We start from the raw sequence: 24,802 nt of genomic DNA, 5'->3' as shown, positions 1-24,802 counted from the left end.
CCGGTGGGGAGTAAGTCACACTATCCACCGGATTTCTCTGACTGGTAGTCACAACGATATCTAGTCAGACGGCGCTACACTCTGCTAAACTAGAACGGATGATCATGCTGCAGAAACTCCAGTTGTCGACTATGATCCAGTTAATCATCAAGGACTCTATCTCCGTTTCGAAGAAGAAGGACCACTTATTACTGTTTACAACTCTGGAAAATATATCGTCAGGGCTGACTCCCCTGCCGAAGTCGAATCACAGCGTAAAATGCTACTCTCCCATCTTGATGAAATTGGTGTTCCGGACGTAGTGAACGAAGTTGATTTTACCATTAATAACATCGTCGCGAAAGCGTCTATCGGACGAGAGATTGAATTAAACGCTTTAGCTGAGGACTTAGAGAAGGGTGAAATAGACTACAGTGCCCTCAGTCAACGACTAACATACCGGTTCCCCAAAAATAACTGTACAATTGTCCTATTTCGGACAGGGCAGGCGATGTTGATGGGTTCATCTACTATTGACGCAGTCGATACTACATGGAAAACCTTCGAAGATGAACTCCAGGTTCTATTGCAGACTGAAGAATAATCCGTTGGACCTTCCAGGTTGAACTTGATGCTTGAGAAAAATCCTTATTTATGGACGGGTTTTAGCTGAGGAAGCCGACAGAAGGTCAGATGTTGTTAAGGTACTTTTGTTGGTTTTGCCGCTTCTACCTCTTGTCTCGGGCGTCATAGTGGTGATCAAGCACCTTCTCGGAGATGTTCATCCACTCAGAGACGATAGTCTTCGGTACATCCGAATCAAGATGATGTGTTATTGCATTCCGACGAATCGCATGACTGCTTACTGAATCAGAGTACTTTGAGTAGTAACCAGATGTAGGTCGGACTCGACGACGAAAAGTCGATCTCGAGGACGGCCCCGGTGGGTCGCCCGTCGCCGTCGAAGCGACGGTGACACTCGAGGGCGTCTTCGACGGCCAGGAGTGGACGGTCACGACGACCGAACGGATTCCAGTTCGGTTCACCGCCGGTACGTACAGCATCGACGAGTACGACCTGTCGGCAGCCGAACGTGCCTGGCTCGCCTACCGTAATGATCGGATCGAATTCGATGCGCTCATCGTGGCGTCTGCTCCCCGGAAGCGGCGTTCGATCGCCCCCGAACCGACGTCGAGTCGCTTGCAAAGCTCGTTCAAGTTGGGTCCGACACTGACTCGACGGTCGTCTACGATCCCTCCCGTGAGGAATCCCTCGTCGTCGACGAACTCCTGTACGTGTTTGGCTCCCACAGAAACCGGCGTGTATCGAACGAAGACACGGTCAATTCGTGGGATGGGGACGAGCGGGGACGAACCCCGACTAAACGATGCGACACGCTGTCGGACGGGACCGATCGAGCGATCAGTCCTCGACGAGTACGTCGTCGTCTTCTGAGAGGATTGCGTCCGGATCGACGTCGTCTTCCTGTGTCTGTGCGACCAGGTCCGCAAAGTCGGTCTCGCCAGTCGACCGATCGGCGATCGTGGGTTCGGAGTCGCCGTGGATGTCCGACTCCACGTTTCCGTTCGGACTCGAGTCGTCCGGCTCCCCGCCGGTGTCGCTTGTCACCGATTCGGTGGCGTCGGTCGACGTGTGCCCGCCGTCACGATCACAGTCCGCATCCGCCCCGGAATCCGAAGAGATGGTCGTCTCGAGGTCGTCGAACACCTCGTCGATACCGGACGTCGAGACGGTCGTCGTCGGCCCGCCGCCGACCTCCCCGTCGGCGATGGTCCGGTCGACCTCGTCTTCGTCGATCCCGTCGCTCACGTGGCGGCTCGGGCCGCTGGCCTCGAGTTCTTCGGAGAGCGCCTCGAGCGCGCGGTCGCTCGCGTTCTCGACGAACGCTTCGATATCCCCGACCTCGCCGTCGCTGGCCGTCTCGGAGAGTCGTTCGCCCGTGGTCGGCTGACGCTCCCGGTCTTCGCCGTGGGCTTGCGGGTCCAGTGTTTCGGTCGGGCCAGCGTCCGCCCGGAGAAGCGGCTCGCCGAAGGGTTCGATCCGGTTGCCGTACTCGTCCCGTAGCCGCGCCAGCGACCGTCGATCGACGAGCAGGGTTGCCCCGTTGGCCAGCGCGACGGTGCACAGTCCGGCTGGCGCAAGCACTGCCGACTCGAGCGCGTCCCGAAACGGGTCGGGATACGGTGGAGCACGGACCCGCTCGACGGTGTTCGTCACCGTATCGAAGGCGACGACCTCGAGTTCCGGTCCGCTCGATGATACGTCGAGCGCGTACCCGTACGCGTTCAGCGCCACCGACAGCGGTTCGCCGACTTCGGTGGTAACTCGCGTTCCCAGTTCGAAGGCACGACCGGTATCCTCGAGCGCGCGTTCCAGTTCGCGAGTTCGATCCTCCGTGGCCGCTCTTCGAACGGCCTCGCGAAGCTGTTCGTCCGGACTGCAGTCGTAGAGCCGTCTGAGTTCGGCATTGGTCACCCCCAGCCGATCGAGCACCCCCAGAAACCGGTCGACGCCTTCGGTCGAGCCGTACGCCATCGTCCCTCAAATACTCCTCTCCTGGTATTAAATTTACTGTGAGGAACAAAGAATTACAGCTAGCCAACTGGTTTCGAGAAAAGAGACGTCCGACCGACAGTCGACGAGCAGTTTCGGACGGGCCACGACCCTCGTGCACAAAAGACTCTTCGTCCGTTACGAACCTGTAGCGGGTCGATACGCCTGTAATCGCGACGATCGGGTTCGACCGGCCGTGGTCCGAAGCGGTGTTCGGTTCGGTTACGGTCGATAGTCGCGGCGGACACGACGGCTGCTCGTCGCTACCCTCCTCATAACAATTCCCGCTGTTGGGGTCCCATTGGCCACACCGATGAAGCGACGAACGTACCTCACGACGACGACGGCGACCGCAGTTGGACTTGCGTTTGCCGGCTGCATGAGCGACGAAGCGGACGAGGACGATCCCGGAGACGTCGACGGGGAAGACGACGATTACGAGGACGAGGAAGACGACACCGAAGAAACCGAAACGGAACAAGAGGAAGAAGAGGATGAAGACGACGAGGCCACGTCGGACATCTTCGGGACCTTCGACGACTTCGAGAATCTCGAGCCCTGGATGGCGTTCCAGGACATCGGTTCGGTCGAGGCCGACTCCGACCAGTACTACGAGGGGTCCCAGTGTGCTCGACTCGAGCCCGACGAGGAGGAAGGGCAGGTCAGAATCCGCCGCTCGCTGGACGAGCCGATCGACGTCCGCGACGCCGTTCCCGGGTTGGCCGTGGCGTCAGACGAGCGCGGGATGGTTCGTATCCAGTTGCAAGACGAGGACGGCGACTACGTCGAGTACAGTCAGCAGGTAATGAACGACGTATCGTTGACGCGGGTGAACTTCGGACTGACGCGGATTCGTGGTGATCCGGACCTCAGCGAGATCCACGTGCTTCAGATCATCCGCTGGTTCGGCGACGATGCCAGCGGACGGATGTGGGTCGACGACTTCCACTTCGTTCCCAACACCGATACCGGGAAGGTAATGTTGCAGTTCCACGGCGGGTACGAGTCCCACTACACGGAGGCGATGCCGATTCTCCGGGAGTACGACCTCCCGGCGACGACGTTCGTCCCGACGGATCGACTCCGTGCCGACGTAGCCGTCCAGGGTGATCGACTCACTTACGATCAAGTCGGAGAACTGGCGGATGCGGGATGGACGATCGGCAGCCAGTCCGCACAGGGCGTCCACCTCGGCCGGGTGAGTTCGAACGAGATGGAGTCGAACGTGACGAACCCGATCGACTGGCTCGAGGAGGAAGGCTACGAGGACGGGGCACGGTTCTTCGCCTACCCGGGCTCCGAGTACACGCAGGAATCGTACGACCTCGTCGAGGAGAACTACGACCTCGCGTTCGCCGGCCAGGCCGAGTCCCAGGGGTACGCGGCCAACCCGTACCTGTGCTCGCTCGTGGCCGATCCGGACCCGGACGAGGCCGTGAACTTGCTCGAGTGGACGGCCCAGAACGGCGGGATCACGTCTCTCGCGTTCTACGAACTCGAGGACGAGGGCTCGATCGCCGCGGTCGAGGAAGCGGCCGCGCGCCTCGATCAGTTAGTCGAACAAGGTGACCTCGAGGTCATCACTCCCCAGGAGATGGCCGACGAGTACGTGTACACGGACTAGCCGCGTCAACCGGCGGAAGCGGCCGTTCCCCGACACGGTTGCGGAACGGTCTGTCGTCGGGCGGCACCCGAATCGTTTCGTCGCGTTTGGCGCGACGCGAGTGCCGCTGGGCGGTCTGTGACCGACCGCCATCGAACGGTTTCGTTTCCGTCACGTTCCTGTCTACCGTGGCGAGTTGTCTCGAGCTCCGACCTGTCGTGACGAGACGTCTCGGCGGAGTGTGCGACTCCGAACGTCACGGGCCGGTACGGAAACCACTGTTCTCCCTGTACGTTGCGGCTAACGAACGTCCATCGGTGTATAACGGCGTAACGGGGACATCCGGGTCCGACGTACACGCGCCGTTGGGCTCGTTCGTCGATCTTCCCTTTCGGAACGACTGGCTACGCCCTCGCTCGTGGCTGCAGGCGAGGCCGATCGGCCGCCGATCGACCGAAGCTACATGTGGCCACGCCCGAACGTGTAACATATGTCACAGACGACGGAGCCGACGGTCCTCGGGGAAACGACCGTCTCGAGTGAACTCCTCGAGCGGCTGACGGCCCGGATCGAGACCAGCGGCGATCGACCGTCGATCGAGGTTCGGACGCCGGTTTCCGACGCGGTGGTCGCGACGGTCCCCGCCTGCAGTACGGACGACGTTGCGGCCGCCGTCGACCGCGCCCGCGAGGCGCAGTCGGCGTGGGCCGACAGATCGGTCGAGGAGCTGTCTCTTATACACATCTCTGATGGNAGATGTGTATAAGAGACAGCGGTTCGGCGACCTGGTCGCGGACCACCGGGAGACGCTGCTGGATATCGTCCAGCTCGAGACGGGGAAAGCACGCCACCACGCGCTCGAGGAAGTGCTCGACGTTCCGCTGACCTGCTCGTACTACGCCGAGAACGGGCCCGCCGTCATCGCCGACGAAGGTCGGTCCGGGGCAGTGCCGTTCGCCTCCGACGCCGAAGTCACCTACGACCCCCTCGGCGTCGTCGGGGTGATCTCGCCGTGGAACTACCCGTTGACGCTCGCGATGACCGACGCCGTTCCGGCGCTGCTTGCCGGCAACGCCGTGGTCTGTAAACCCGACGAGCGAACGCCGCTGATCGCGCTCGCGCTTGCTCACCTGCTCACAAAGGCGGGACTTCCGGACGACCTCTTCCGGATCGTCACCGGCGAAGGGTCGACGGTCGGACCGGCGCTGATCGATGCCGTCGAATACGTCGCGTTCACCGGTGGGACGGAGACGGGCCGAACCGTCGCCGAACGGGCGGGACGCAATCTGATCGGCTGCTCGCTCGAGCTCGGCGGGAAGAACCCGATGCTCGTCCTCGACGACGCCGACCCGGAGACAGCCGCCCGTGGTGCGGTCAAAGGTGCGTTCACCAACGCGGGACAGCTCTGTCTGGCACCCGAGCGAATCTACGTCGACGAACGCCGGTACGACGAGTTCCTCGATGCCTTCGTCGGCGCGACCCGCGGGCTGTCGGTCGGTCTCGAGTTCGACTACGGTCCCGAGGTCGGCTCGTTGATCGACGACGACCATCTCGAGCGCGTCCGTGACTACGTCGAGACGGCGGTCGACGACGGCGCGTCGCTGCTTTCGGGCGGGCGTGCCAGACCGGACATCGGTCCTGCCTGCTACGAGCCGACGATCCTGACCGACGTCGATCCGGAGTCTCGGATTGCCTGCGAGGAGACGTTCGGCCCCGTCGTCGCCGTCTTTCCCGTCTCGGGCGTCGACGAGGCGGTCGAACGCGCAAACGACACACAGTATGGCCTCAACGCGAGCGTCTGGACGAGCGACCGCTCGCGCGGCCGAGAGGTCGCTCGGCGGATCGACTGTGGGACCGTCTGTGTCAACGATCCATACACCGTCGGCTGGGCGGCCGTCGACGCGCCGATGGGGGGCTTCGGTGACTCCGGGCTCGGTCGTCGCCACGGCCCCGAGGGACTCCGCCGGTACGTCGAGGCCCGGACGATCGTAACCTCGCGGATCGGGCCACTCGACGCGCCGCCGGGCGTCTCGCCGCGCTGGTTCGCCGCAGTTATGAACGGACTGACGAGGGTCCAACGCCGACTGTCGCGGCTGGCGAGGTGGGTGCCGTGACAGTGTCCGAACCCGATCCGGCAGTCTTTCTCACCGGCTTTCCCGGCTTCCTGGGCTCGGCGTTGCTCGAGCGCATCCTGGCCCGGGGAGACGGCCCCGTCGCTTGCCTCGTCCAGCCCCGCTATCTCGAGACCGCTCGCCGGCGTGTGGCATCGATCACGACCGATCTCGAGGGCATCGACCGAACCGACGTTCGCCTCCTCGAGGGGGACATTACCGACGCCGACCTCGGACTCCGGGAGGGGCTCGAGGTCCTCGAGGGCGTCGACGAAGTCTACCACCTCGCGGCGGTGTACGACCTCGGTGTCGACCCCGACCTCGCCGAGGCGGTCAACGTACAGGGGACCGAACACGTGCTCGAGGTCACGGAGCGACTCGACGTCGATCGCTTCCAGTACGTCAGCACCTGCTACGTCAGTGGCCGCTACGACGGCGTCTTCACCGAAGCCCACCTGCAGGAGGGCCAGTCGTTCAACAACCACTACGAGGAGACCAAGTACCGCGCGGAGGTTGCGGTACAGGAGCGGATGGCCGACGGCCTCCAGGCGACGATCTACCGGCCCGCGATCGTAGTGGGCGATAGCCGAACCGGCGAGACAGACAAGTACGACGGCCCGTACTACCTGCTCCAGTTGTTGCTTGCCCAGCCGTCCCGACTCTCGGTGACGTTCGCGCCACCGGGCGCGAGCGACGCCGAACTCAACGTCGTGCCCCGGGACTTCGTGGTCGACGCCATCAGCTACCTCAGCGCCCGCGAGGACTCGGCCGGCGAGGTCTACCAGCTGTGTGATCCCGCGCCGCTTCCAGTGTCGCGGTTCGTCGACGTTCTCGCCGACGCCGCCGGGCATCGGACCGTGAGCCTGCCGACGACGAAATCGCTCGCACGGACCGTCAGCCAGCGCCTCGAGTCGTCGCCGCTCGGGATCGAACTCGAGCCCGAAACGCTCGCGTATCTCGACCATCCGACCCGGTACGCCTGTCCGAAGACCCAACGGGCGCTCGCGGGCAGCGGGCTCGAGGTGCCGCCGTTCGAGTCCTACGCGGACCGGTTGGTCGAGTACGTCCGGCGGAATCCGAACGTGGGCGACGAGCCGATGGTCTAACCGTATACGAGCCCCCAGCCCGGCTGGCCTACGATTCGTGGGACCACGTCGTTATCTCGTCGTAATCGCCGGGCACGACGGGACCGTCCAGCAGCGGATCGTCGGTCGTCTCCATCCACTCCTGGAGTTCCCGGGAGAGCCGTTCCCTGACGTCCTGATATCTGGGCTCGAACACGACGTTCTCGTCCTCCTGGGGACTCTCCGCGAGGTCGTACAGTTCCTCGTAGGGCCGGGGTGGCACGCCGTCGGTCTCCCGGACGGCACGGCCGGCCTCGCTCGCGAAGACATCCTTGGTCAGGTACACCTTCGGCAGGTGCCAGAAATTGCGGATGTACTTGTACCGCTCCGTCCTGATTGCCCGCACCGGATTGAACATGTCGTGCCAGGTCATTCCCGCGAAGATTCGGTCCCGGGGGTCGTACTCGTCCGCCTCGTCGTCGGTCAGTAGCGGGCAGAAACTCCGGCCGTCGATGTCGTCGAACTGTTCGTATTCGTCTGTATTTCCGCCTCCCCCCTCGCTTCCTCCACTGTCTGGGTCTTCCTGTTCGTCTCCGCCGTTGTCCGCCCGAGCCACCAACTCGAGGATCGTCGGCAACACGTCCACGTTACTCAGCAGTTCGTCGTACCGCGTGCCGTCGTCCGCCACGCCGGGGTACCGCAGAAGTAGCGCCGCTTCGATCCCCGGATCGTAACAGCTCCCCTTGGCCCGCGGGAACGCGATCCCGTGTTCGGTCGTGAATACGACGAGCGTCTCCTCGTCGAGTCCCGTCTCCTCGAGGGCCTCGAGGATCGATCCGACGGCGTCGTCGACCGCCCGAACCATCCCGTGCATCTCCGCCAGGTCCTGGCGAATGCCCCGGCGATCCGGAAGATACGTCGGTGGGCGGACCTCGTCGGGATCGTCGGTCTCGTAGTGATCGCTGTCGAAGCCGAAGCGACCGTTCTTCTCCTCGACACGGTGGAGTTCGAAGAACCCGATGGTGGCGAAAAACGGCGCGTCGAACCCGTCCCGCTCGAGGAAGCCGGAGACGACATCGGCGACGTTGCGCGCTCGGTTGGCCTGGTGGACCGCCGGTGAAACCCCCGGATAGAGGTTCCCCTCGGAGTGGACGTAGTCGTAGTCGAGTCGGTCGGTATCCTGGGTGATGTGTTGGAGTCCGAACAGGTGGGTTTCGTAGCCCCGCTCCCCGAGATAGTGCGGGAGGATTCGCTCGCCGTCGTGGAGCTCCCAGTCCCCGTGGGCGAGCCCCATCAACCCGTTGACGTGTGGGTGGCGGCCGGTCATGAAACTACCGCGGCTCGGCGAACACTGCGGAGCCGTCACGAAGTGATTCTCGAAGAGCACGCCACGCTCGGCGAACGCGTCGAGATTCGGCGTCTCGACGTCGGCCCCGTAGCAGCCCAGATAGCGGCCCAGATCGTGGCAGGTCATCAGGAGAACGTTCGGGGAAGCGACGGCCATGCGGGCGGCTACCACGAAGCCGCGGATAACTATTTGGCGGCTAGCCCCAGCTTACGCCGCCGTCGGCGGCCGTTTTTGCCCTCGAAAACGGCATCGCCGTCGGTGATGGCGGTCACTCGGTCAGGACCATGACGGGGACCATGATCGCCACCCCGAGCGCGATGCCGGCGATCAGTTCCCGCCGCCCACCGCCGGGAAGGCCGGAGCCGTGGTCCAGTGCCTCGGGGAAAATGTCGTGGAGGACGAGATAGATCATCGCCCCGGCGGCAAAGCCGAACCCGAACGGGAGAAACTCCCTCGCGATCGAGACGAACACGTAGGCGATCCCCGCACCGACGGGTTGTGGGATGCTCGAGAAGACGGCCCAACCGAAGATCTTCCAGTTCGGAACGCCGTAGGTGTGCAGCGGGATCGCGACGGCGAGCCCTTCGGGGATGTTCTGGATGGAGATCGCGATGGTGATGAAGACGGCAAGTGCCGGGATCGCGAGCCCGCCGATCACGAGGTCGCCCTCGACGCCGAGGTCGGCGAACGCGACCCCGAGCGCGACGCCTTCCGGGAAGCTGTGGACCGTCAGCACGCCCACGATGAGGACCAGCTTCCGGAAGTCCGCCTCGGGCATGTCGCGGGGCTGGAACTCGTAGCCAGTGATGAGTCGGTCGGCGAGGATTACGAGGACGATGCCGACGACGAGTCCGAGTCCCACTTGTATGACTGAGCCCTCTCCGAGACCCTCGACGACGAAGCCGAACACCGACGCAAACAGCATGATACCGCCGGCGAGACCCCACATAACGACGGTGAAGCGATCGCTGATGTCGTCGACGAAAAAGAACGGCAACGTCCCGGCCCCACAGACGATCGCGGTAAACACGCCCGCCGCGACCACGAGACCGAGTCCTTCGACGGCCATACAGTGAGTGGTCAGTGAGTCGACTTATCGCTGTTGTTCTCCGGGACCGCTCACCGATACCGCGTTCGGTTCGTCTCCCGTGCCGTTCGGCCGACGAGTCCCACGCTGACCCGACGTGGTTCCGTTTCGAGAACAACTCGAAATACAGTAATAATCACATAATAGATGGTTTTGGACAGTCAGCGGCGATAGATCGACAAAAGTAGCGAAAATTCGCATATCTGAATCACGTGATAGATGTATTTTCGAACCCGGCAGTGTTATTTCACTAATTCGTATCAAAAGATACCTATTACGAAATGCACGACTGTTTTGAAGTCCGCCCCTCATCGCGAGCTAGCTGACCGGCCGCCGGCGACACACCCTTTTTACGGACGGTTTACGAAAACGGCCTATGGACGTACTCGTCCCGATCGACGACTCGAAGCCGGCCCGTAAGGCGGTCGCTCACGCCACCGAATCGTATCCGGACGCCGGCATCCATCTGCTACACGTTATTAACCCGAACACGTCGATGTACGGGGATGGAGCGGTTTACGCGTACGAATCGCTGATCGACGCTCGACGCGAGGCCGCCGACGGACTGTTCGAGGAAGCCACCGAAATCGCCGCCGACGCGGGGTACGACACCGATTCGCTCTCTACGGAGACCATCGTCGGACAGCCAGCCCGGGAGATCGTCTCGGTCGCCAAGGGCGGCGGCTACGACCTGATCGTCGTCGGCAGCCACGGCCGCGAGGGTGCCTCGCGAGTCCTGCTGGGAAGCGTCGCCGAGAACGTGGTTCGGCGCGCACCGGTCCCGGTTACCGTCGTCCGGTAACGGCGACTCATACTATAGTAGCCACTGCAAGTCAGTGCGCACCTGACAGACGGATCGGCAATCAGTGTGCAGATCGTTGCAGTTGGTACTATTCGCTTCGTCTTGGCTGCTGTCCGACAGTATCACCCACGCCAGGCGAGTTGTCGACCCGGATACTCTTTTTTCTCTTCGCGGGGTACGGAGTCCCGATGTCTCACACCCTACTCGTCCCGGTCGACGGATCGCCGCTGTCCAAGGAGGCGCTCCGGTGTGCCCTCGAGGAGTTCGAGGAGCCGGCAGTCGTCGCGTTGCACGTGCTCGATCCGTCGGAGCCGGGTTACAGCTCGATGACGGAGGTCGACAGCAGAACGGAGCCTCCTCGCGGCTCCGAGGAGTGGTACGAGCGAGCCGAGAACGAGCGGACAGCGATTTTCGACGAGGTTCGCGAACTAGCCGCGGCGTTCGGCCCCGAGGTGACGACCGACGAGGCGACCGGTGATCCCGCGCGGGAGATCGTCGACTACGCGGTGGAGAACGATATCGACCACATCGTGCTGGGGAGCCACGGCCGCACCGGTTCGACGCGCCTGTTGCTGGGAAGTACCGCCGAGATGGTCGTTCGGCGTGCGCCGGTTTCCGTCACTGTCGTTCGGAACGACGCCTCGTCCTGAGTCTGCGTTCCAGCCCGTCGGGGAACCTGCCGGAGCCGGTAGCTACACACGGACGAACGCGGCGGCTACCGGACGACCGTCACCGGCACCTCGACTCGCCTGACGACCAGCTCGGCGGTACTACCGAGCCGCAGGTCGCCGGTTCCCCTCCTGTCGCTGCCGCCACGGCTCCCCATCACGACCTGGTCGACGGTCGCGTCCTCGACGTAGCCGACGATCGTCTGTGGCGGCGACCCGACTGCGGTGTCCGTCTCGAGGTCGATATCCAGCGTGTCGGGATCGTCCTCGAGTCGCTCGAGTGCCTTCTCGAAAAGTTCCGACGCGACGCCTCGCTGGGAGTCGTGCCAGGCTTCGGTAAGCGGTGCGTGGTCCGTGCCATCCGGGCCGTCGTCGGCATCGACACCGGCGGACCGTTCGAACGGATCGATCGCGTGAAAGAGGACGATTCGCTCGCCGGGAAACGTCTCGAGTGCGTACTCGAGGGCGGCCTGTGCGTGTTCGGAGCCGTCGTGTGGAACCAGGATCGACATCGACGTGGATCGAGCCATTGGACGTTCGAGGAGTCACGAGGAACGGTAGTAAACCTACGGTCCGATCCTGCTCGGTGGCGATCGCCGGCGTTCGAACTCAGCCGTGGGGATCGAACCGGGAACGGAACCGGCGGTCGTCGCCGTCGGTATCGATCCCGACTCCGTTCGTCCCCTCGGCTTCGGGGACGACGAGTACGGGAATCGACGACTTCCGGAGCAGTCTATCGGTCGTGCTCCCGAGCAGCGCTCGTTTCAGTCCACTCCGTCCCGTCCGCCCGACGACGAGGAGATCGGCGTCGACCTCCGCGGCGTACGCGAGGACGACACCGTCGGGTCGTCCCCGGCGGACTGCCGCACGAACCTCACAGTCGGGGTCGTCGAGGGCAGCGACGATATCGTCGACCAGGTTCCGTTTCGTGCGCTCGAGTTCGGCGACGTCGGCGACGCCGAACCGGTACGGGTCGGTCGTCGTGTCGACCACCGAGAGCACGTGCACGACGGCGTCGGCCGCGTCGCTCCCGCCCGTGGCGAGCCCAACGGCACGCTCGAGCGCCGCGGTGGCCGCTGCGCTGCCGTCCGTCGCAACGACGATCGTTCGTGGTCGGCCAGGGGCGACTCCGCCGTCATCGCCGGAGGACGTTCGGGTCACCGGACGACCGCGACCGGAACCGGCGAACGCCGAACGACGTTTTCGGCGACGCTTCCCAGCAGGACCCGTGAGACGCCCTCGCGGCCGTGGCTCCCGATGACGATCGTGTCGTACTCGCCGTCGGCGAACTCGACGATCTCTCGGTCGGGTTGTCCCGTCGTCACCTCGGTCCCGAGGTCGTGTCCGTGGTCAGCGGCCGTTTCTACGGCCTCCTCGAGGATCGTCCGTCCACGGTCACGGGCCTCGTCGGCGTCGGTCGCTTGCTCCCCACCGTCGTCGAAAGCGCCCCAGTACCCCTCGGGCGCAGGAACGACGTACAGCGCGGTGATATCCGCGTTCGGGAACTTCTCGAGGGCGTACTCGAGGGCGTCCTTCGACGGAGCCGACCCATCGTAGGGAACGAGGATGTGCTCGCTCATACCCGAAGATACGTTCCCATCGGATATAATACGCCGTGTCGCTCCCCAGGAGTCGGGTCGTTCCGAAACGGTTTTTCGAGAGATTGCCGGTACATCCCGTGGCAGCCGGCACTACCACTCCATTCCGCCGTTGATCCCGATGACCTGTCCCGTCATGTAGTCCGCATCGTCGGTCGCGAGGAACCGTACCATCCCGACCACGTCTTCGGTCTCCGCGAACCGGTCGAGTGGAATGTCGTCGCGGATCTGTTCCCGAACGCGGTCCGGAACCTTCTCGAGCATGTCCGTCTCCGTGAATCCGGGGGCGACGCAGTTGGCGGTCGAGCCGTGTCGCGCCAGTTCCAGCGCGATCGTTCGTGTAAACGCGATCAGGCCGCCTTTCGAGGTGGCGTAGTTGGCCTGCCGTAGTTGCCCTGTTGTCCGACGACGCTCGAGATGTTGATGAGGCGGCCGTTCTCGGCGTCCCTGATATCCTCGTAGAACGCCTTCGTACAGTTGAACGTCCCGTTGAGGTTTACTTCCATCACGCGCGTCCAGTCCTCGTAGCTCATCGTTTCGAACTTCCTGTCGACCGTGATCCCCGCGTTGTTGACGAGCACGTCGATCCCGCCGAGTTCGTCGCGTACTTTCCTGGCCATCCGTTCGACATCGTCGGGGTCCGAGACGTCCGCACCTACGGTGATCGCCGTCTCGTCGTTCGCCCGAATCCGCTCCGCTACCTCGTGGGCCTTCTCGTCGGAACTCCGGTAGTTCACCACCACGTCCGCGCCACAACGGGCGAGTTCGAACGCGATATCCCGTCCGATTCCCCGCGAGGAACCGGTAACGAGACACGTGCGATCGGACAGCGGGCGTCGGTCCAGCGGTTCGAGTCGGTGTACTGATTCTGACATACGTTGATCACTCCAACGGCATGGTTGTTAACAATACCCCTGGCTGCACGTAGCCGGCCCGCGCCGAATCGTCCCCGTCCGGGAGCGCTAAAACGCCGTCCATCCACCGTCGACGGGGACGTTCGCCCCGGTGATGTAGGACGCGTCGTCGGACGCCAGGAACGCGGCCACGGGTGCGATCTCCTCCGGTTGTCCGTGACGGTCCATCGGCGTCTTCTGCTCGAGGAAGTTGTAGAACCGCTCGGACTCGAGCAACTCCTCCGTCATCGGCGTCTCCACGAACCCAGGGCAAATGCTGTTGACGCGGACCCCCTCGTCGGCGTAGTCGATCGCGACCTGCTGGGTGAAGTTGACGACGCCGCCTTTCGCTGCGGAGTAGGACGCCGCGCCCTTGCCACCGACCAGTCCGTAGATCGAGCCGAGATTGATGATACAGCCGTTCGACTCCGTGAGATGTGGGAGCGCGGCCTTGGTTCCGTGCATGACTCCATCGAGATTGGTCTCGAGGACGGCCTCCCACTCCTCGAGGTCCATCTCCTCGACCGAGGTCACACTCGAGATGCCGGCGTTGTTCACCATCACGTCGAGTCGGCCGTGGTCGTCGACCACTCCGTCGACGAGTGCCTGGACCTGGTCGTACTCGCGTACGTCGCAGTGCTGGAACTCACAGCCGAGGTCGTCGGCGGTCTCGGCTCCGGTCGCCTCGTCGATGTCGGCGATGACGACGGTCGCTCCCTCGTCGCGAAACCGTCTTGCGATTGCGTTGCCGATACCTACCGCTCCGCCGGTGACGATCGCGATGTCGTCGTCGAGCATGCCGCGCCTGGCTACACCGAAGTCGTACAAATCAGTTCGTGTCATCCCGTCCACAGATATATCGAGTCGAACACAGGTCGCGGCCGAAACCAGTCGCTGGGGGGTTTAAGAGGAGCATCGTAGTAGGGGGCGGCGCATGACCGTTCAGATCGCTGGCGTGGCCAGCACCCAGTTCGGCGAACACCCGAGTTCGTCGACCCGCGAACTGTTTACCGACGCGGCCCTCGCGGCGCTTGCGGACGCGTCACTGTCGCCCGGCGACATTGAGGAACTGTACGCAGGGAACTTCATCGGGGACCTCATCGACGATCAGGCCCACGTCGGTGCGATGCTCGCCGACTACGTCGGCGCGCGACGGGCCGCGTCGATGCGAACCGAAAGCGCCTGCGCTTCCGCGAGTTCGGCCGCCCGATGTGGCGTGCACGCGATCGAAGCCGGCAACGCGGACGTGGCGCTCGTGGGTGGGGTCGAGATGATGCACGCCAGCGGTATTCAGGAAGTCACCGACGCGCTCGCCAACGCTGCGGACAACGAGTACGAGAACGCGGCCGGGCTCACCTTCCCCGGAATCTACGCGCTGATGGCACAGGTCTACATGGACGAGTTCGGCGTCGGCCACGAGGAACTGGCCGCGGTGGCGGTCAAAAACTACGAGAACGGCACTGCGAACCCGATCGCCCAGCGCCAGGAGGAAACCGACGTCGAGAGTGTCCTCGAGTCACCGCCGGTCGCGGCTCCGTTGCACCTGCAGGACTGCTGTCCGGTCACCGACGGCGCGAGCGCGGCCGTCCTGGTCAGCGAGGAGTACGCCGAGGACCGCGGCCTCGAGACCGAGGTGTCGGTCGCCGGCAGCGGGCAAGCCAGCGATTCGCTGGCCCTGCAGGACCGACCCGACCTCGCCCGGACGCGGGCGGCCGAACGGGCCGCCGAGGACGCCTACGAACGCGCCGGCGTCTCGCCCGAGGACGTCGACGTGGTCGAACTCCACGACTGTTTCACCATCGCCGAGATACTCGCAGTCGAGTCGCTGGGCTTCTTCGAGCGGGGCGAGGGGGCTCGCGGAGCCGTCGACGGTGAGACGGCCGTCGACGGCCGGATTCCCGTCAACACCTCCGGTGGACTGCTCGCGAAGGGCCATCCCGTAGGAGCCACCGGCGTCGCCCAGATCGTCGAAATCACGAAACAACTCGAGGGTCGCCACCCGAACCAGGTTGCCGACCCGAGGATCGGTCTCTCCCACACAGTCGGCGGCAGCGGCGCGAGTTGCGTCGTTACCGTGCTGGAGGGGGGTGCGTGACGATGCAGCCCTGGTTCGTCGACTTCGCGGAACGGATCGACGACGGCAAGCCGACGTATCTCGCCTGCGAGGAGTGCGGCGAGACCGCTTTGGCCCCGCGGACGGTCTGTCCCGACTGTGGCACGCGGACACTCGAGGAGCGACGGCTCTCGGAGACGGCGACGGTCTCGGCGACGACGACGATCTTCAGTTCGATCCCGGAGTACGCGGACGAGACACCGTACACGATCGTCGTAGCGACGTTCGACGAGGGCGTCCGACTGACGGGACAGCTTCGCAGCGACGGTGGCGAGATCGATCGCGGTGAGACGGTCACGGTCGGTGCGGAGGAACGTGACGACGGGTGGCTCGTCACGTTCGCTCCCGTGGACTGATCGCCGGGCCGGTACTGGGCCGAACTCAGTCCACGCGAGTAGACGGGAGCGGACGACGCGACGGTCCGGGTCGTTCCCGACTCGACGGCTCGACGGCTTGACGGCTCGACGGCTTGACGGCTCGACGGCTTGACGGCTCGACGGCTTGACGGCTCGACGGCTCGACGGCGAATCGACGAATCGACGAATCGACGAATCGGCGACGACTACTGAGCGACGTTCATCGACAACGAAACCGTGTCACGGGCGGACTACTACGAACGAACCGAACCGGCATCAGATAGCGACTGGCACGCTCGACCGCTCGAGGGTGTATTCGACGAACTCGAAACGTCGGAGGCGGGACTGGCGTCCAGCGACGCACAGGACCGTCTCGAGCGCGAGGGCCCCAACGAGATCGAAGGCGAGGAGGGCACCTCGCCGCTCGAAATTCTACTCGAGCAGTATACCTCGGCGCTGATCTGGGTGTTGATCGTCGCGGCAGTCGTGATGGCCGGCGTCGGCCACACGGTCGACGCGGCCGTCATCGCGGGCATCGTGGTCTTCATCACGCTGTTCGGGTTCGTCCAGGATTACCGTGCCGAGCAGAGCATCCAGGCGTTAAAGGAGATGTCGACGACGTACGCGCTCGTCAGGCGCGACGGCGAGAAACGGGAGATAGACGCTACGAACCTCGTTCCCGGAGATATCGTCTTCGTCGAGTCCGGAGACGTCGTCCCCGCCGACGCTCGCCTCCTCGAGGAGTCGAACCTGCGCGTCGACGAGGCCGCGCTCACCGGCGAGAGCGTTGGCGTCTCGAAGGAAGTCGGGAGAGTCGACGGGGAGGTCGCGCTCGCCGAGCGGGAGAACATGCTGTTCAAGGACACCGTCGTCGAGCGTGGCTCGGGGACGGCGGTCGTCGTCGAGACCGGCTCCGAATCCGAAATCGGCCAGATCGCGACGGCGCTCGAGGAGGCCGAAGACCGCGAGACGCCGTTTCAGGCCGAGATGGACCGTCTGGGGAAGATCATCGCCGGCATCGTCATCCTCGCGGTCGCAGTGATCGCGGTCGCCGAACTCCTCGTCGGTGAGACCGAGCCGCTGCAGGTGTTCCTGACGGCGGTCGGCATCGCCGTCTCCGCGGTTCCGGAAGGGCTGCCCGCGGTCGTCACGCTTTCGCTCGCGCTGGGCGCGCGGCGGATGGCCGACCAGAACGCCCTCGTGCGGCGGCTGCCGATCGTCGAGGCGCTGGGCTCGGTCGACGTGATCTGTACGGACAAGACTGGCACGCTCACCGAGGAAGAGATGACCGTCCAGCGGATCGTCGCCAACCGCGAGGTCTACGAGGTAACTGGAACGGGATACGACACCGATGGGGAGTTCCTGCGGGACGACCAGCCGGTTTCCGATGAACGGGTCGCCGAGGTACTGCGCTGTGGCATGCTGTGTAACAACGTCGACGTGGGGATTCGAGAGCGCGACGACGACGGCGGAGACGGGGCCAAAGCCGTAGAAGAAGCGGGCGAGCAGGAACGTACATACCTCGGTGATCCGACCGAGGTCGCGCTGTTCGTCGCGGCCCAGAAGGCCGGCTTCGACCACGAGGAACTCGCCGCCGAGTACCCCCGACGCGGCGAAGTCGAGTTTACCTCCGCGCGCAAGCGGATGACGACCATCCACGAGACCCCCGACGGCGACCCGACGGCGTACATGAAAGGTGCGCCGGAGACGGTCCTCGAGCGCTGCGACCGGGAGCTCGTCGACGGCGAAATCGTCGAGTTGACCGACGAGCGACGCGGGGCACTCGAGGAGCGAAACGAGGAGTTCGCGGAAGACGCGCTGCGGGTGATGGGGTTTGCCTACCGGCCCGACGTGCCGGCCGATCAGGTCGACGACCCGGACGAGGACCTCGAGCGCGACATGGTCTTTCTCGGCCTCCAGGGGATGCTCGACCCGCCCCGTCCGGAGGTTCCCGGCGCGCTGGCGGGCTGTCTCGACGCCGGGATCAACGTGGTGATGATCACCGGCGATAACGCGGTGACGGCGCGTGCAGTCGGCAAGGAGGTCGGCCTCCGCTCGGCGACGGTGATCACGGGCCCCGAACTCGAGGAGATGAGCGACGAGGACCTCGCCGAGATCGTCGAGGACGTCGATGTCTTCGCGCGGACATCGCCGGAGCACAAGACGCGCATCCTGCAGACACTCCAGGAGAAGGGCCACACAGTCGCGATGACCGGCGACGGCGTCAATGACGCTCCCGCCGTAAAGAACTCCGACGTCGGCGTCGCGATGGGGATTCGCGGCACCGATGTCACCGAACAGGCCTCCGACATCGTTCTGCTGGACGACAACTTCGCGACGATCCGGGATGCGGTGAAGGGTGGCCGACGTATCTTCGACAACGTCCGGAAGTTCGTCAACTACCTGCTGTCGGGCAACGGCGGCGAGGTGACGATGGTTTTCTCCGGATCGATGCTCGGTTTCGGACTCGTCATCACGCCGATCCAGATCCTGTTTATCAACGTCGTCACGGACGGTATCCCCGCGCTTTCGATGGGCGTCGATCCCCCCGCCGAGGACATCATGGAACGTGAGCCCCGGCCGCCCGACGAGGGTGTCATCACGGAACGGATCGTCACGTCGATCGTCGGTATCGCGCTCTTCATGACGATCTGTCTGCTCCCACTGTTTACGCTGAACTTCTACGGCGAACTCGTCCCCGGATACGACGTGTTGGGAGCAGTCGCCGGCTGGAGCCCCGACTACGACCCCGGTCGCGAACTCGCCCAGACGATGGTGTTTACCGGGTTCGTCGTCATGCAGATCGTCCGCATTCAGGCGGTCAGGTTCCGGTACGGGCTGGGCCTCTTTACGAACCGGTGGCTCGTGATCGGCATCCTTGTGTCGATCACTCTGCAACTACTCGTGATCTACACGCCGACCGGCCAGTTCCTGTTCGACGTCGAACCGCTCGCGCTCGTCCACTGGGTACAGATCGCCATCTCCGCGGCGATCTTTGCCCTGCTCATGGCGGGCTTCGTGAAGGTCCAGGACCGATACTTCGAGCGGTACTAACCGGCCCGCAGTCCTTTCGATCGGTACGGAACGATGCTCCGACGACGTAGTGGGTCGGTCACAGGCCCGGCGGATACTCACCGGTCTTTCGGTACTCGGAGACCACTGCCACGAAGGCGACCACGTGGAGCAAGACGACCACGACGATCATCGCCAGGTAGAGCAGGTGAAGCGGGTCGTCCGATAGCGCGCCAACCTCCTCGTACGGACGCAGATATGCCCGGTCGTAGCCGTGGACGGCCACGAGCCAGAAGACGACGTACGTACCGTGGCTCTGGTGCCACTTCCAGGCTTTCGGCCCCAGATAGTCGTAGGCTCGATTGTTGGACGTAAACGCCAGCCCGACGGCGATGAGGAGAGCCACCATGGCACCGAACGCCCACGGACTCATGTCGACGAGATAGCCGACGACGTCCCAGTCTCGCGCCGCGAAGACGAACAGGACGTGGACCACGGACCAGATGGCGAACCAGATTCCCAGCTCCGACCGCCAGTTCACCGGGAAGTTTCCGGAGACTCGACGCCTGACTGACGGCCGGATGCGTACCACCGGCCCGATAATCATCACGACGAACAGGATGAAAAACGGGACGGCAGCGACGACTCGCTGTCCGCCGTAGCCGACGATCCACAGCAGGACCGCGACGACGATGCTCCCGATAGCGACGCCCAGGTGATGGACGAGTTCGTTGTTGGTGTCTGCCGTCATGATATCGTCCTGTCACGGAATTGCGACCACACGGACATCGATCGCTCAAATAAAACTGGTCCCGAAACGAGAGGCTAGTCCTCTCCCAAGCGTCGACTGCTGAACGAAATCGACACCACCCACACGAGCTCGTTGGGACTGTTAGACGGAACGACGTGACGACATCGTGCTGTTGCAATCGTCCCGTTGGCGACGGCTCCGAATTCACGATCGGCTTCGTCGTGACTGCTGTCCGACAGTCTCGACACTTCAGGCTTGTGAGGCTACTAGACGACGCGATCCTGCAACTCGTCGCGGTGTTTCGCGCCGTAGACGAGCGCGATCGAGTCGCTCGCCGGCGTGGCCACGCAGGTCAATCGGAACCCCTTCTCCTCGAGTTCCTCCTCCGAGAGACTTCGCTGGACGTCCATCTCGAGTTCTCCCTCGAGCAGGACCGCCGCGCAGTTCACACAGCCGCCGGCCCGACAGTAGTACGGCCAGTCCAGTCCCTCGGCCTCCGCAGCATCGAGGACGTACTCGTCGGGTGCTACCTCGAACGTGCCGTGGGCTTCCGTGTCGAGTTTCGCTTTCCCAGCCCGCTCGAGGAGGTCGTCGTCCTCGAGTGACCAGCCTCGTTCGTCGACGACCGCGTAGTCGAGGTACTCGACGGTCGCGGTCTCGGCACGCGGCGCACTGGTCCCGATCACCGGAACGCCGGCGAAGCGGACGACGCGTTCGGTCGTGCTCCCGAGGAGGTAGCGTCGCAGTCCCGTCTCACCGTGGGTCCCCATCACGATGCAGTCGGCGTCGGACATCGCGGCTGTCGCGAGAATCCGCTGATCGACCCGCCCGCTCGGAATCGAGACGTCGACGGCGTCCAGAGACGACTCGCGGACCCGGTCGAGCGCGTCGTCGACCGGCTCGAGGGCGACCTCGTCTTCGTCGTCACCGTCGGCAGTCGTCTCCGACAGGTCGAACGTCTCCACCCCGTCGACGGTCCTCTCGTCGCTGACGTGGACGAGGTGAAGCCGTGCACCGGTCTCGGCTGCGAGATCGATGGCGTGCTCGAGTGCCGTCGCTGCGCTGTGGCTCCCGTCCGTGGGAACCAGAACGCGCTCGAACTCACCCTCGAGGCTCGTCGCTTCGTGGACGGTTACGACCGGTATCGACGACTCTCTGAGCGTCTGTTCTGCGACACTGCCCAGCAGAAACCGCCCGAGCCCGCTACGCCCGGTCGTCCCCATCGCGATCAGATCCGCGTCTCGTTCGTCGGCCGCCGCGAGGAGTTCCGTGTGGATATCGGCGTCTTCGTCGCGGAGTTCCGTCGTCACCTCGAGTCCACGGCCGTTGGCTCGCTCGGCCAGCTCGTCGACCGCTCGCTCGCCTTCGTCTTCGTCGTCGCCGCCGACGAGTCCTCGCTCGAGAACGGAGACGACGTGGACCGTGGCGTCGAACCGCTCCGCGAGTCGGATCGCGTACGTTCCAGCGTCTTCCGCAACCGGACTCCCGTCCGTCGGCACGAGGATCGTATCGTACATCGCGGGGCCCTACCACGCTCGGGTAAAAGTAGCTACAGCGCCACAACGCGGTCCCTGGCCCCGGCCATTGATGTGTCTCGTCAGTGTAGGGTGGCTCCGGTCGACGTCAGCCGTCGCTCCGACCGAGTCCGAGTGTCCTCGGGTCGCCACGCTCCTACGTGGACCTACCGCCCCGACTCGAGTCTCGAGAGCGACGGCACGAGGAACGCTCGTACCGACGACCGACAGCGACGAAATCGACCGAACCAAACGATGACCGAGAACGGATACGGAACGGAGATGAGCGACGACGAGATCGGCCGGTACCTCTACGAACGCGGCGTCGGCGTCCTCTCGTTGGCCCGTGAAGAGGTCGCGTACGGAATTCCCGTCTCGTACGGATACGACGGGGACCACGATCGGTGTCTTCTCGACCTCGGGTTCGGGCCCGAGAGCAAGAAAGAACGGTTCCTCGAGACGACCCGACGAAGCTGTCTCACGGTGTACGAGTGGCAGTCGCCGACGGACTGGCACAGCGTGGTCGCGACGGGCGACGTAAACGAACTCGGCGACGACATCGCGTACGATCTCGAGGAGCGCTACTACGAGCACGCCAGAGACGTCGAGCTGTCGGTGTTCGGCGTTCCCCCCGAAGATGTCGACCTCCAGTGGTACGAACTCAGCATCGACGAGGTATCCGGCCGTACGTCGCGGTAGAGGTGGGTCAAATGCCCCAGAAGACAGCGATTCCGACCGAGGTGACGACTGCCAACAGCAGTTGCAACGGTAGTCCGACCCGCATGAAATCCGTAAACTCGTAGCCACCACGGCCGTACACCATGAGGTTCGTCTGGTAGCCGACGGGGGTCATCAGCGCCGTACTCGCGGCGAACGTGACGACGAGGACGAACGAGAACGGTTCCGAGCCGACCTCCTCGGCGACGTCGACGGCGATCGGAACCATCAACGCGACGCTCGCGAGGTTGGTGATGACTTCGGTGAGGATCGCAGTCACGAGGTAAAACACCATCACGAAGGCGAGAAGCGGGACGACCTCCGCTAGCGGTGTGATCCGGTAGGCGACGAACTCGGCGGCTCCGGTCTCTTCCATCGAGATACCGAGTGGGACGACACCGGCAAGCAGAAAGATGACCTGCCAGTCGACCGCATCGTACACTTCCTCGGGTTTGACACAGCCGGTGACGACCATCCCCGCCATCCCACCGAGCGCGGAGATCACGATCGGAAGCACCTCGAGCGCGGCCAGCGCCACGACGACCACGACGATTCCGACAGCAACCGGTATCTTCGATCGCCGGTAGTCCGGGCGCTCGACTGCCTGTGACAGGACGAAGTTCGGATCGGTCATCAGCTGTTCGCGTGCGTCCCGGGTGGCCTGGATCAACAGCGTATCTCCGCCACGCAGCACGGTCTTGCTGAGTCGTTGCTCGAGTCGGTCCCCCTGTCGCCTGATCGCGAGGATAGGGGCTCCGAACCGGCGTCTGAACTCGTTTGCGGTCATCGACTCTCCGGCGATCGCGGACTCCGGGACGACGATCGTCTCGACGAGCGCCGGATCGTCGTCCGAATCGGCCGCTGGCTCGTCAGTGACCGGCTCGGCCGCGAACTCGAGACCCGGGACGGCGACGATCTCGAGCAGCGTCTTCCGGTTTGCGTGAAACAGGAGTCGATCGCCCCCGCGAACGGTTCTGTCCTCGGGGTTTCGGGGGATAACTTTTCCCCGGCGGAGAATACGCAGCACTTCGAAGTCCCGACCGACTCGGGCTTGCATCTCGCGGACGGTCTTCCCGACGTACGGCGACTCGTCGGCGACACGGACCGTCGAGACGTACTCCCGTAGCTGAAACTGGTCGGTGAGGTCCTCGTCGGGGTCGATCCGTTCGGGAACGAGTCGGTGGCCGACCGTCAGCAGGTAGACCGCGCCGGTGAGCAACACGAGAACGCCGAGCTGTGTGAACTCGAACATCGTAAACGAGCGTCCGATGACTCTGCCGGAGATGTCGCTGGCGAGGAGGTTCGGCGAGGTACCGATCAGTGTCAGCATCCCGCCGAGCATGGCCGCATACGACAGCGGCATGAGCAGCTTCGACGGGGAGGTCCCCGTCCGCTCGGCGATGTCCGTCACCATCGGGATCAACACGGCGACGATCGGCGTGTTGTTGACGAAGCCGGCGGTGCTCCCGGCGAGTCCGATCGTCGCGGCCAGCTGTCGCCACTCGTCGTCACCCGTCAGTGCGATCAGCCGATCCCCCAGACAGTGAGTGCAGCGAACAGCACGGCGTCCATACCCCGTCGTCTACCGTCGGGGCTATCAAACTGTCCAGTGTCATAGCCGGGAACAGTTCCAGTTGGCGGCGGTCGGAGGGTGTCATAGAACTCTTCACAAGGGCGGTCGCTCTCGCGTTGAATGACCGCAGATAACCGCTCGGTCGAGCGTGGGTTCAACTGCCAGCGATTCTGCCAGCCTTGGTAGATGTTCCTAGTGGCCTGCTGCATACAGAGCATTAGTGCAGCACGACAGTCCCGTTTGTTCCACGCTGAAATCGGCGAAGAATCCACTCACTACACCTGCTTAGTGAGCGGCGAGGGGTCATGTGGGGATAGGTTCCAAAAGCAGAAAACGAAGCGTTTGCTGAAATTTTAATCAAGGCTGCTGTGGCGGTGTTCTATAACAACCTTCCGAGACCAAGTGAACGAATCATCGTCTGACTGGAGCGTGATTGTGATTTCCTTCGGAACAGAGGCCACTACGTCCTCGTACTGATACTCAATGGGAGGACACCTTACGAGAGTCCCGTTCTGGTTTGTTTCAGATCGGATAATCAGCGTTATACGTCCTCCGGTCACACTGGATGAGAGCCAGTTTTTCTCGTCACTGACATCATCTAAGTCGGTCTTTCCCTTCATTTGTGTGAATATAATATCAAAGGCAGTTTTTTCACATTTCCGCTCTGCGTCCTTGATTTCATCTACTTCAATGTCTTCATTAATCGGATCGGCCCTCCCGTATCCCGATTTAGGCTCTAGCGGGCCGACGCAATCATCTCTCTCGTCTTGTGAGTCGCTCTCTGATGAGTTCTCCTCAGAGTGAGTCTGATCATCCGTCTCTTCGGCGTCAGTCTGATTATAAGAATCATCTGTGTTGGGAGTTTGGCTAGAGTCGCTGAGACACCCAGCAAAGGAAGCAACGAGAACGCCACCAGACGTCGCGAGAAACCTACGCCGGTTCATGTCAGATTGCTCTGTTGAACGCAAGAAGGCGACAGTATTGAATTTATGATATTCGTCTTAATGCCGCTATATGGCCTGAGAGTCCTGTTTTGAAA

At 63.4% G+C, this 24,802-nt stretch carries 20 protein-coding genes and 4 pseudogenes; 12 read left to right on the top strand and 12 right to left on the bottom strand.

The genetic code is table 11. The features are described 5' to 3' along the window. Window positions 1–127: 127 nt before the first annotated feature. The 3 genes and pseudogenes from C446_RS20470 to C446_RS20465 all read left to right on the top strand — a co-directional run. Window positions 128–268 (top strand): annotated as a pseudogene (locus C446_RS20470) (TATA-box-binding protein); the annotation flags it as partial. Between the two features lie 33 nt (window positions 269–301). Beyond that, complete coding sequence (locus C446_RS10735; protein WP_006673119.1) at window positions 302–583, top strand: TBP family protein; 282 nt, start codon at window positions 302–304, stop codon at window positions 581–583. Between the two features lie 523 nt (window positions 584–1,106). Further along, window positions 1,107–1,220: pseudogene (locus C446_RS20465) on the top strand (hypothetical protein); the annotation flags it as partial. Between the two features lie 181 nt (window positions 1,221–1,401). On the opposite strand, the gene C446_RS10725 reads toward C446_RS20465, so the two are convergent. Further along, window positions 1,402–2,535: a hypothetical protein gene (locus tag C446_RS10725; RefSeq protein WP_006673117.1), complete on the bottom strand. Its 1,134-nt coding sequence runs from the start codon at window positions 2,533–2,535 to the stop codon at window positions 1,402–1,404. Window positions 2,536–2,866: 331 nt separating this feature from the next. On the opposite strand from C446_RS10725, the gene C446_RS10720 reads away from it, so the two are divergent. From C446_RS10720 to C446_RS10705, 3 genes and pseudogenes are all read left to right on the top strand, one after another. Then, window positions 2,867–4,177 carry a polysaccharide deacetylase family protein gene (locus C446_RS10720; protein WP_006673116.1) on the top strand — a complete coding sequence of 437 codons (1,311 nt, stop codon included), beginning with the start codon at window positions 2,867–2,869 and terminating at the stop codon, window positions 4,175–4,177. A gap of 469 nt (window positions 4,178–4,646) precedes the next feature. Beyond that, window positions 4,647–6,270 (top strand): annotated as a pseudogene (locus C446_RS10710) (succinic semialdehyde dehydrogenase). Next, a complete protein-coding gene (locus tag C446_RS10705) occupies window positions 6,258–7,373 on the top strand; it encodes an SDR family oxidoreductase (RefSeq protein ID WP_006673114.1) in 1,116 nt (371 codons plus the stop codon). Before C446_RS10710 ends, C446_RS10705 begins: the two are co-directional and overlap by 13 nt. A 28-nt stretch (window positions 7,374–7,401) precedes the next feature. Here C446_RS10705 and C446_RS10700 read toward each other — a convergent pair whose 3' ends face one another. Both C446_RS10700 and C446_RS10695 read right to left on the bottom strand, forming a co-directional pair. Beyond that, complete coding sequence (locus C446_RS10700) at window positions 7,402–8,835, bottom strand: sulfatase family protein (RefSeq protein WP_006673113.1); 1,434 nt, start codon at window positions 8,833–8,835, stop codon at window positions 7,402–7,404. 112 nt (window positions 8,836–8,947) lie between these two features. Beyond that, on the bottom strand, window positions 8,948–9,748 hold the full coding sequence (locus C446_RS10695; RefSeq protein WP_006673112.1) for a ZIP family metal transporter: 801 nt from the start codon (window positions 9,746–9,748) through the stop codon (window positions 8,948–8,950). Window positions 9,749–10,142: 394 nt separating this feature from the next. On the opposite strand from C446_RS10695, the gene C446_RS10690 reads away from it, so the two are divergent. Together C446_RS10690 and C446_RS10685 are read left to right on the top strand one after the other, a co-directional pair. Further along, window positions 10,143–10,568 (top strand): universal stress protein, encoded by a 426-nt coding sequence (locus C446_RS10690; RefSeq protein WP_006673111.1) that lies wholly within the window; start codon window positions 10,143–10,145, stop codon window positions 10,566–10,568. Between the two features lie 188 nt (window positions 10,569–10,756). Further along, complete coding sequence (locus C446_RS10685) at window positions 10,757–11,218, top strand: universal stress protein (RefSeq protein WP_006673110.1); 462 nt, start codon at window positions 10,757–10,759, stop codon at window positions 11,216–11,218. Window positions 11,219–11,283: 65 nt separating this feature from the next. Here C446_RS10685 and C446_RS10680 read toward each other — a convergent pair whose 3' ends face one another. The 5 genes and pseudogenes from C446_RS10680 to C446_RS10660 all read right to left on the bottom strand — a co-directional run bounded on the left by C446_RS10680 (window position 11,284) and on the right by C446_RS10660 (window position 14,525). Continuing rightward, a complete protein-coding gene (locus C446_RS10680) occupies window positions 11,284–11,766 on the bottom strand; it encodes a universal stress protein (RefSeq protein WP_006673109.1) in 483 nt (160 codons plus the stop codon). A gap of 79 nt (window positions 11,767–11,845) precedes the next feature. Next, window positions 11,846–12,397 carry a universal stress protein gene (locus tag C446_RS10675; RefSeq protein WP_006673108.1) on the bottom strand — a complete coding sequence of 184 codons (552 nt, stop codon included), beginning with the start codon at window positions 12,395–12,397 and terminating at the stop codon, window positions 11,846–11,848. Further along, entirely contained in the window at window positions 12,394–12,816 is a 423-nt protein-coding gene (locus C446_RS10670; RefSeq protein ID WP_006673107.1) for a universal stress protein, read from the bottom strand. The genes C446_RS10675 and C446_RS10670 overlap by 4 nt, the downstream gene beginning before the upstream one ends. A gap of 111 nt (window positions 12,817–12,927) precedes the next feature. Then, window positions 12,928–13,709: pseudogene (locus tag C446_RS10665) on the bottom strand (3-oxoacyl-ACP reductase family protein). Window positions 13,710–13,796: 87 nt separating this feature from the next. Next, on the bottom strand, window positions 13,797–14,525 hold the full coding sequence (locus C446_RS10660) for an SDR family NAD(P)-dependent oxidoreductase (RefSeq protein ID WP_006673106.1): 729 nt from the start codon (window positions 14,523–14,525) through the stop codon (window positions 13,797–13,799). Window positions 14,526–14,661: 136 nt separating this feature from the next. Between C446_RS10660 and C446_RS10655 the strand changes: the two genes are divergently transcribed. From C446_RS10655 to C446_RS10645, 3 genes are all read left to right on the top strand, one after another. Beyond that, window positions 14,662–15,822, top strand: a complete 1,161-nt coding sequence (locus tag C446_RS10655) for a thiolase domain-containing protein (RefSeq protein WP_006673105.1) — start codon at window positions 14,662–14,664, stop codon at window positions 15,820–15,822. A 2-nt stretch (window positions 15,823–15,824) separates the two neighbouring features. Next, on the top strand, window positions 15,825–16,196 hold the full coding sequence (locus C446_RS10650) for a Zn-ribbon domain-containing OB-fold protein (protein ID WP_049920162.1): 372 nt from the start codon (window positions 15,825–15,827) through the stop codon (window positions 16,194–16,196). 237 nt (window positions 16,197–16,433) lie between these two features. Beyond that, window positions 16,434–19,250 (top strand): cation-translocating P-type ATPase, encoded by a 2,817-nt coding sequence (locus tag C446_RS10645; protein ID WP_006673103.1) that lies wholly within the window; start codon window positions 16,434–16,436, stop codon window positions 19,248–19,250. A 58-nt stretch (window positions 19,251–19,308) separates the two neighbouring features. Here the strand turns inward: C446_RS10645 and C446_RS10640 are convergent, their stop codons facing one another. Both C446_RS10640 and fer read right to left on the bottom strand, forming a co-directional pair. Beyond that, a complete protein-coding gene (locus tag C446_RS10640) occupies window positions 19,309–19,959 on the bottom strand; it encodes a hypothetical protein (protein WP_006673102.1) in 651 nt (216 codons plus the stop codon). Between the two features lie 266 nt (window positions 19,960–20,225). After that, on the bottom strand, window positions 20,226–21,476 hold the full coding sequence (gene fer / locus C446_RS20265; protein WP_006673101.1) for a ferredoxin Fer: 1,251 nt from the start codon (window positions 21,474–21,476) through the stop codon (window positions 20,226–20,228). A gap of 252 nt (window positions 21,477–21,728) precedes the next feature. Here fer and C446_RS10630 point away from each other — a divergent pair, with 252 nt between their 5' ends. After that, the gene (locus C446_RS10630) at window positions 21,729–22,172 is read left to right on the top strand and encodes a pyridoxamine 5'-phosphate oxidase family protein (protein ID WP_152419425.1); all 444 of its coding nucleotides are present in this window, start codon (window positions 21,729–21,731) and stop codon (window positions 22,170–22,172) included. A gap of 7 nt (window positions 22,173–22,179) precedes the next feature. On the opposite strand, the gene C446_RS10625 is transcribed toward C446_RS10630, so the two are convergent. Next, a complete protein-coding gene (locus C446_RS10625) occupies window positions 22,180–23,670 on the bottom strand; it encodes an SLC13 family permease (protein ID WP_239639490.1) in 1,491 nt (496 codons plus the stop codon). A 446-nt stretch (window positions 23,671–24,116) separates the two neighbouring features. Beyond that, complete coding sequence (locus C446_RS10615; protein ID WP_006673097.1) at window positions 24,117–24,707, bottom strand: hypothetical protein; 591 nt, start codon at window positions 24,705–24,707, stop codon at window positions 24,117–24,119. Window positions 24,708–24,802: the final 95 nt, after the last annotated feature.

Origin of the sequence: Halobiforma nitratireducens JCM 10879 (assembly GCF_000337895.1) — an archaeon.
In the GTDB taxonomy this organism is placed as follows: domain Archaea; phylum Halobacteriota; class Halobacteria; order Halobacteriales; family Natrialbaceae; genus Natronobacterium; species Natronobacterium nitratireducens.
The sequence above is the reverse complement of the archived record's forward strand: the minus strand, read 5'-3'. Positions and strand labels throughout refer to the sequence as shown.

Bases quoted from the DNA above. Each gene is read 5' to 3' on its own strand.
- C446_RS10725 (WP_006673117.1), bottom strand. From the start codon at position 2,535: ATGGCGTACGGCTCGACCGAAGGCGTCGACCGGTTTCTGGGGGTGCTC.
- C446_RS10720 (WP_006673116.1), top strand. From the start codon at position 2,867: ATGAAGCGACGAACGTACCTCACGACGACGACGGCGACCGCAGTTGGA.
- C446_RS10700 (WP_006673113.1), bottom strand. From the start codon at position 8,835: ATGGCCGTCGCTTCCCCGAACGTTCTCCTGATGACCTGCCACGATCTG.
- C446_RS10695 (WP_006673112.1), bottom strand. From the start codon at position 9,748: ATGGCCGTCGAAGGACTCGGTCTCGTGGTCGCGGCGGGCGTGTTTACC.
- C446_RS10690 (WP_006673111.1), top strand. From the start codon at position 10,143: ATGGACGTACTCGTCCCGATCGACGACTCGAAGCCGGCCCGTAAGGCG.
- C446_RS10685 (WP_006673110.1), top strand. From the start codon at position 10,757: ATGTCTCACACCCTACTCGTCCCGGTCGACGGATCGCCGCTGTCCAAG.
- C446_RS10680 (WP_006673109.1), bottom strand. From the start codon at position 11,766: ATGGCTCGATCCACGTCGATGTCGATCCTGGTTCCACACGACGGCTCC.
- C446_RS10670 (WP_006673107.1), bottom strand. From the start codon at position 12,816: ATGAGCGAGCACATCCTCGTTCCCTACGATGGGTCGGCTCCGTCGAAG.
- C446_RS10660 (WP_006673106.1), bottom strand. From the start codon at position 14,525: ATGCTCGACGACGACATCGCGATCGTCACCGGCGGAGCGGTAGGTATC.
- C446_RS10655 (WP_006673105.1), top strand. From the start codon at position 14,662: ATGACCGTTCAGATCGCTGGCGTGGCCAGCACCCAGTTCGGCGAACAC.
- C446_RS10650 (WP_049920162.1), top strand. From the start codon at position 15,825: ATGCAGCCCTGGTTCGTCGACTTCGCGGAACGGATCGACGACGGCAAG.
- C446_RS10640 (WP_006673102.1), bottom strand. From the start codon at position 19,959: ATGACGGCAGACACCAACAACGAACTCGTCCATCACCTGGGCGTCGCT.
- fer (WP_006673101.1), bottom strand. From the start codon at position 21,476: ATGTACGATACGATCCTCGTGCCGACGGACGGGAGTCCGGTTGCGGAA.
- C446_RS10630 (WP_152419425.1), top strand. From the start codon at position 21,729: ATGACCGAGAACGGATACGGAACGGAGATGAGCGACGACGAGATCGGC.
- C446_RS10615 (WP_006673097.1), bottom strand. From the start codon at position 24,707: ATGAACCGGCGTAGGTTTCTCGCGACGTCTGGTGGCGTTCTCGTTGCT.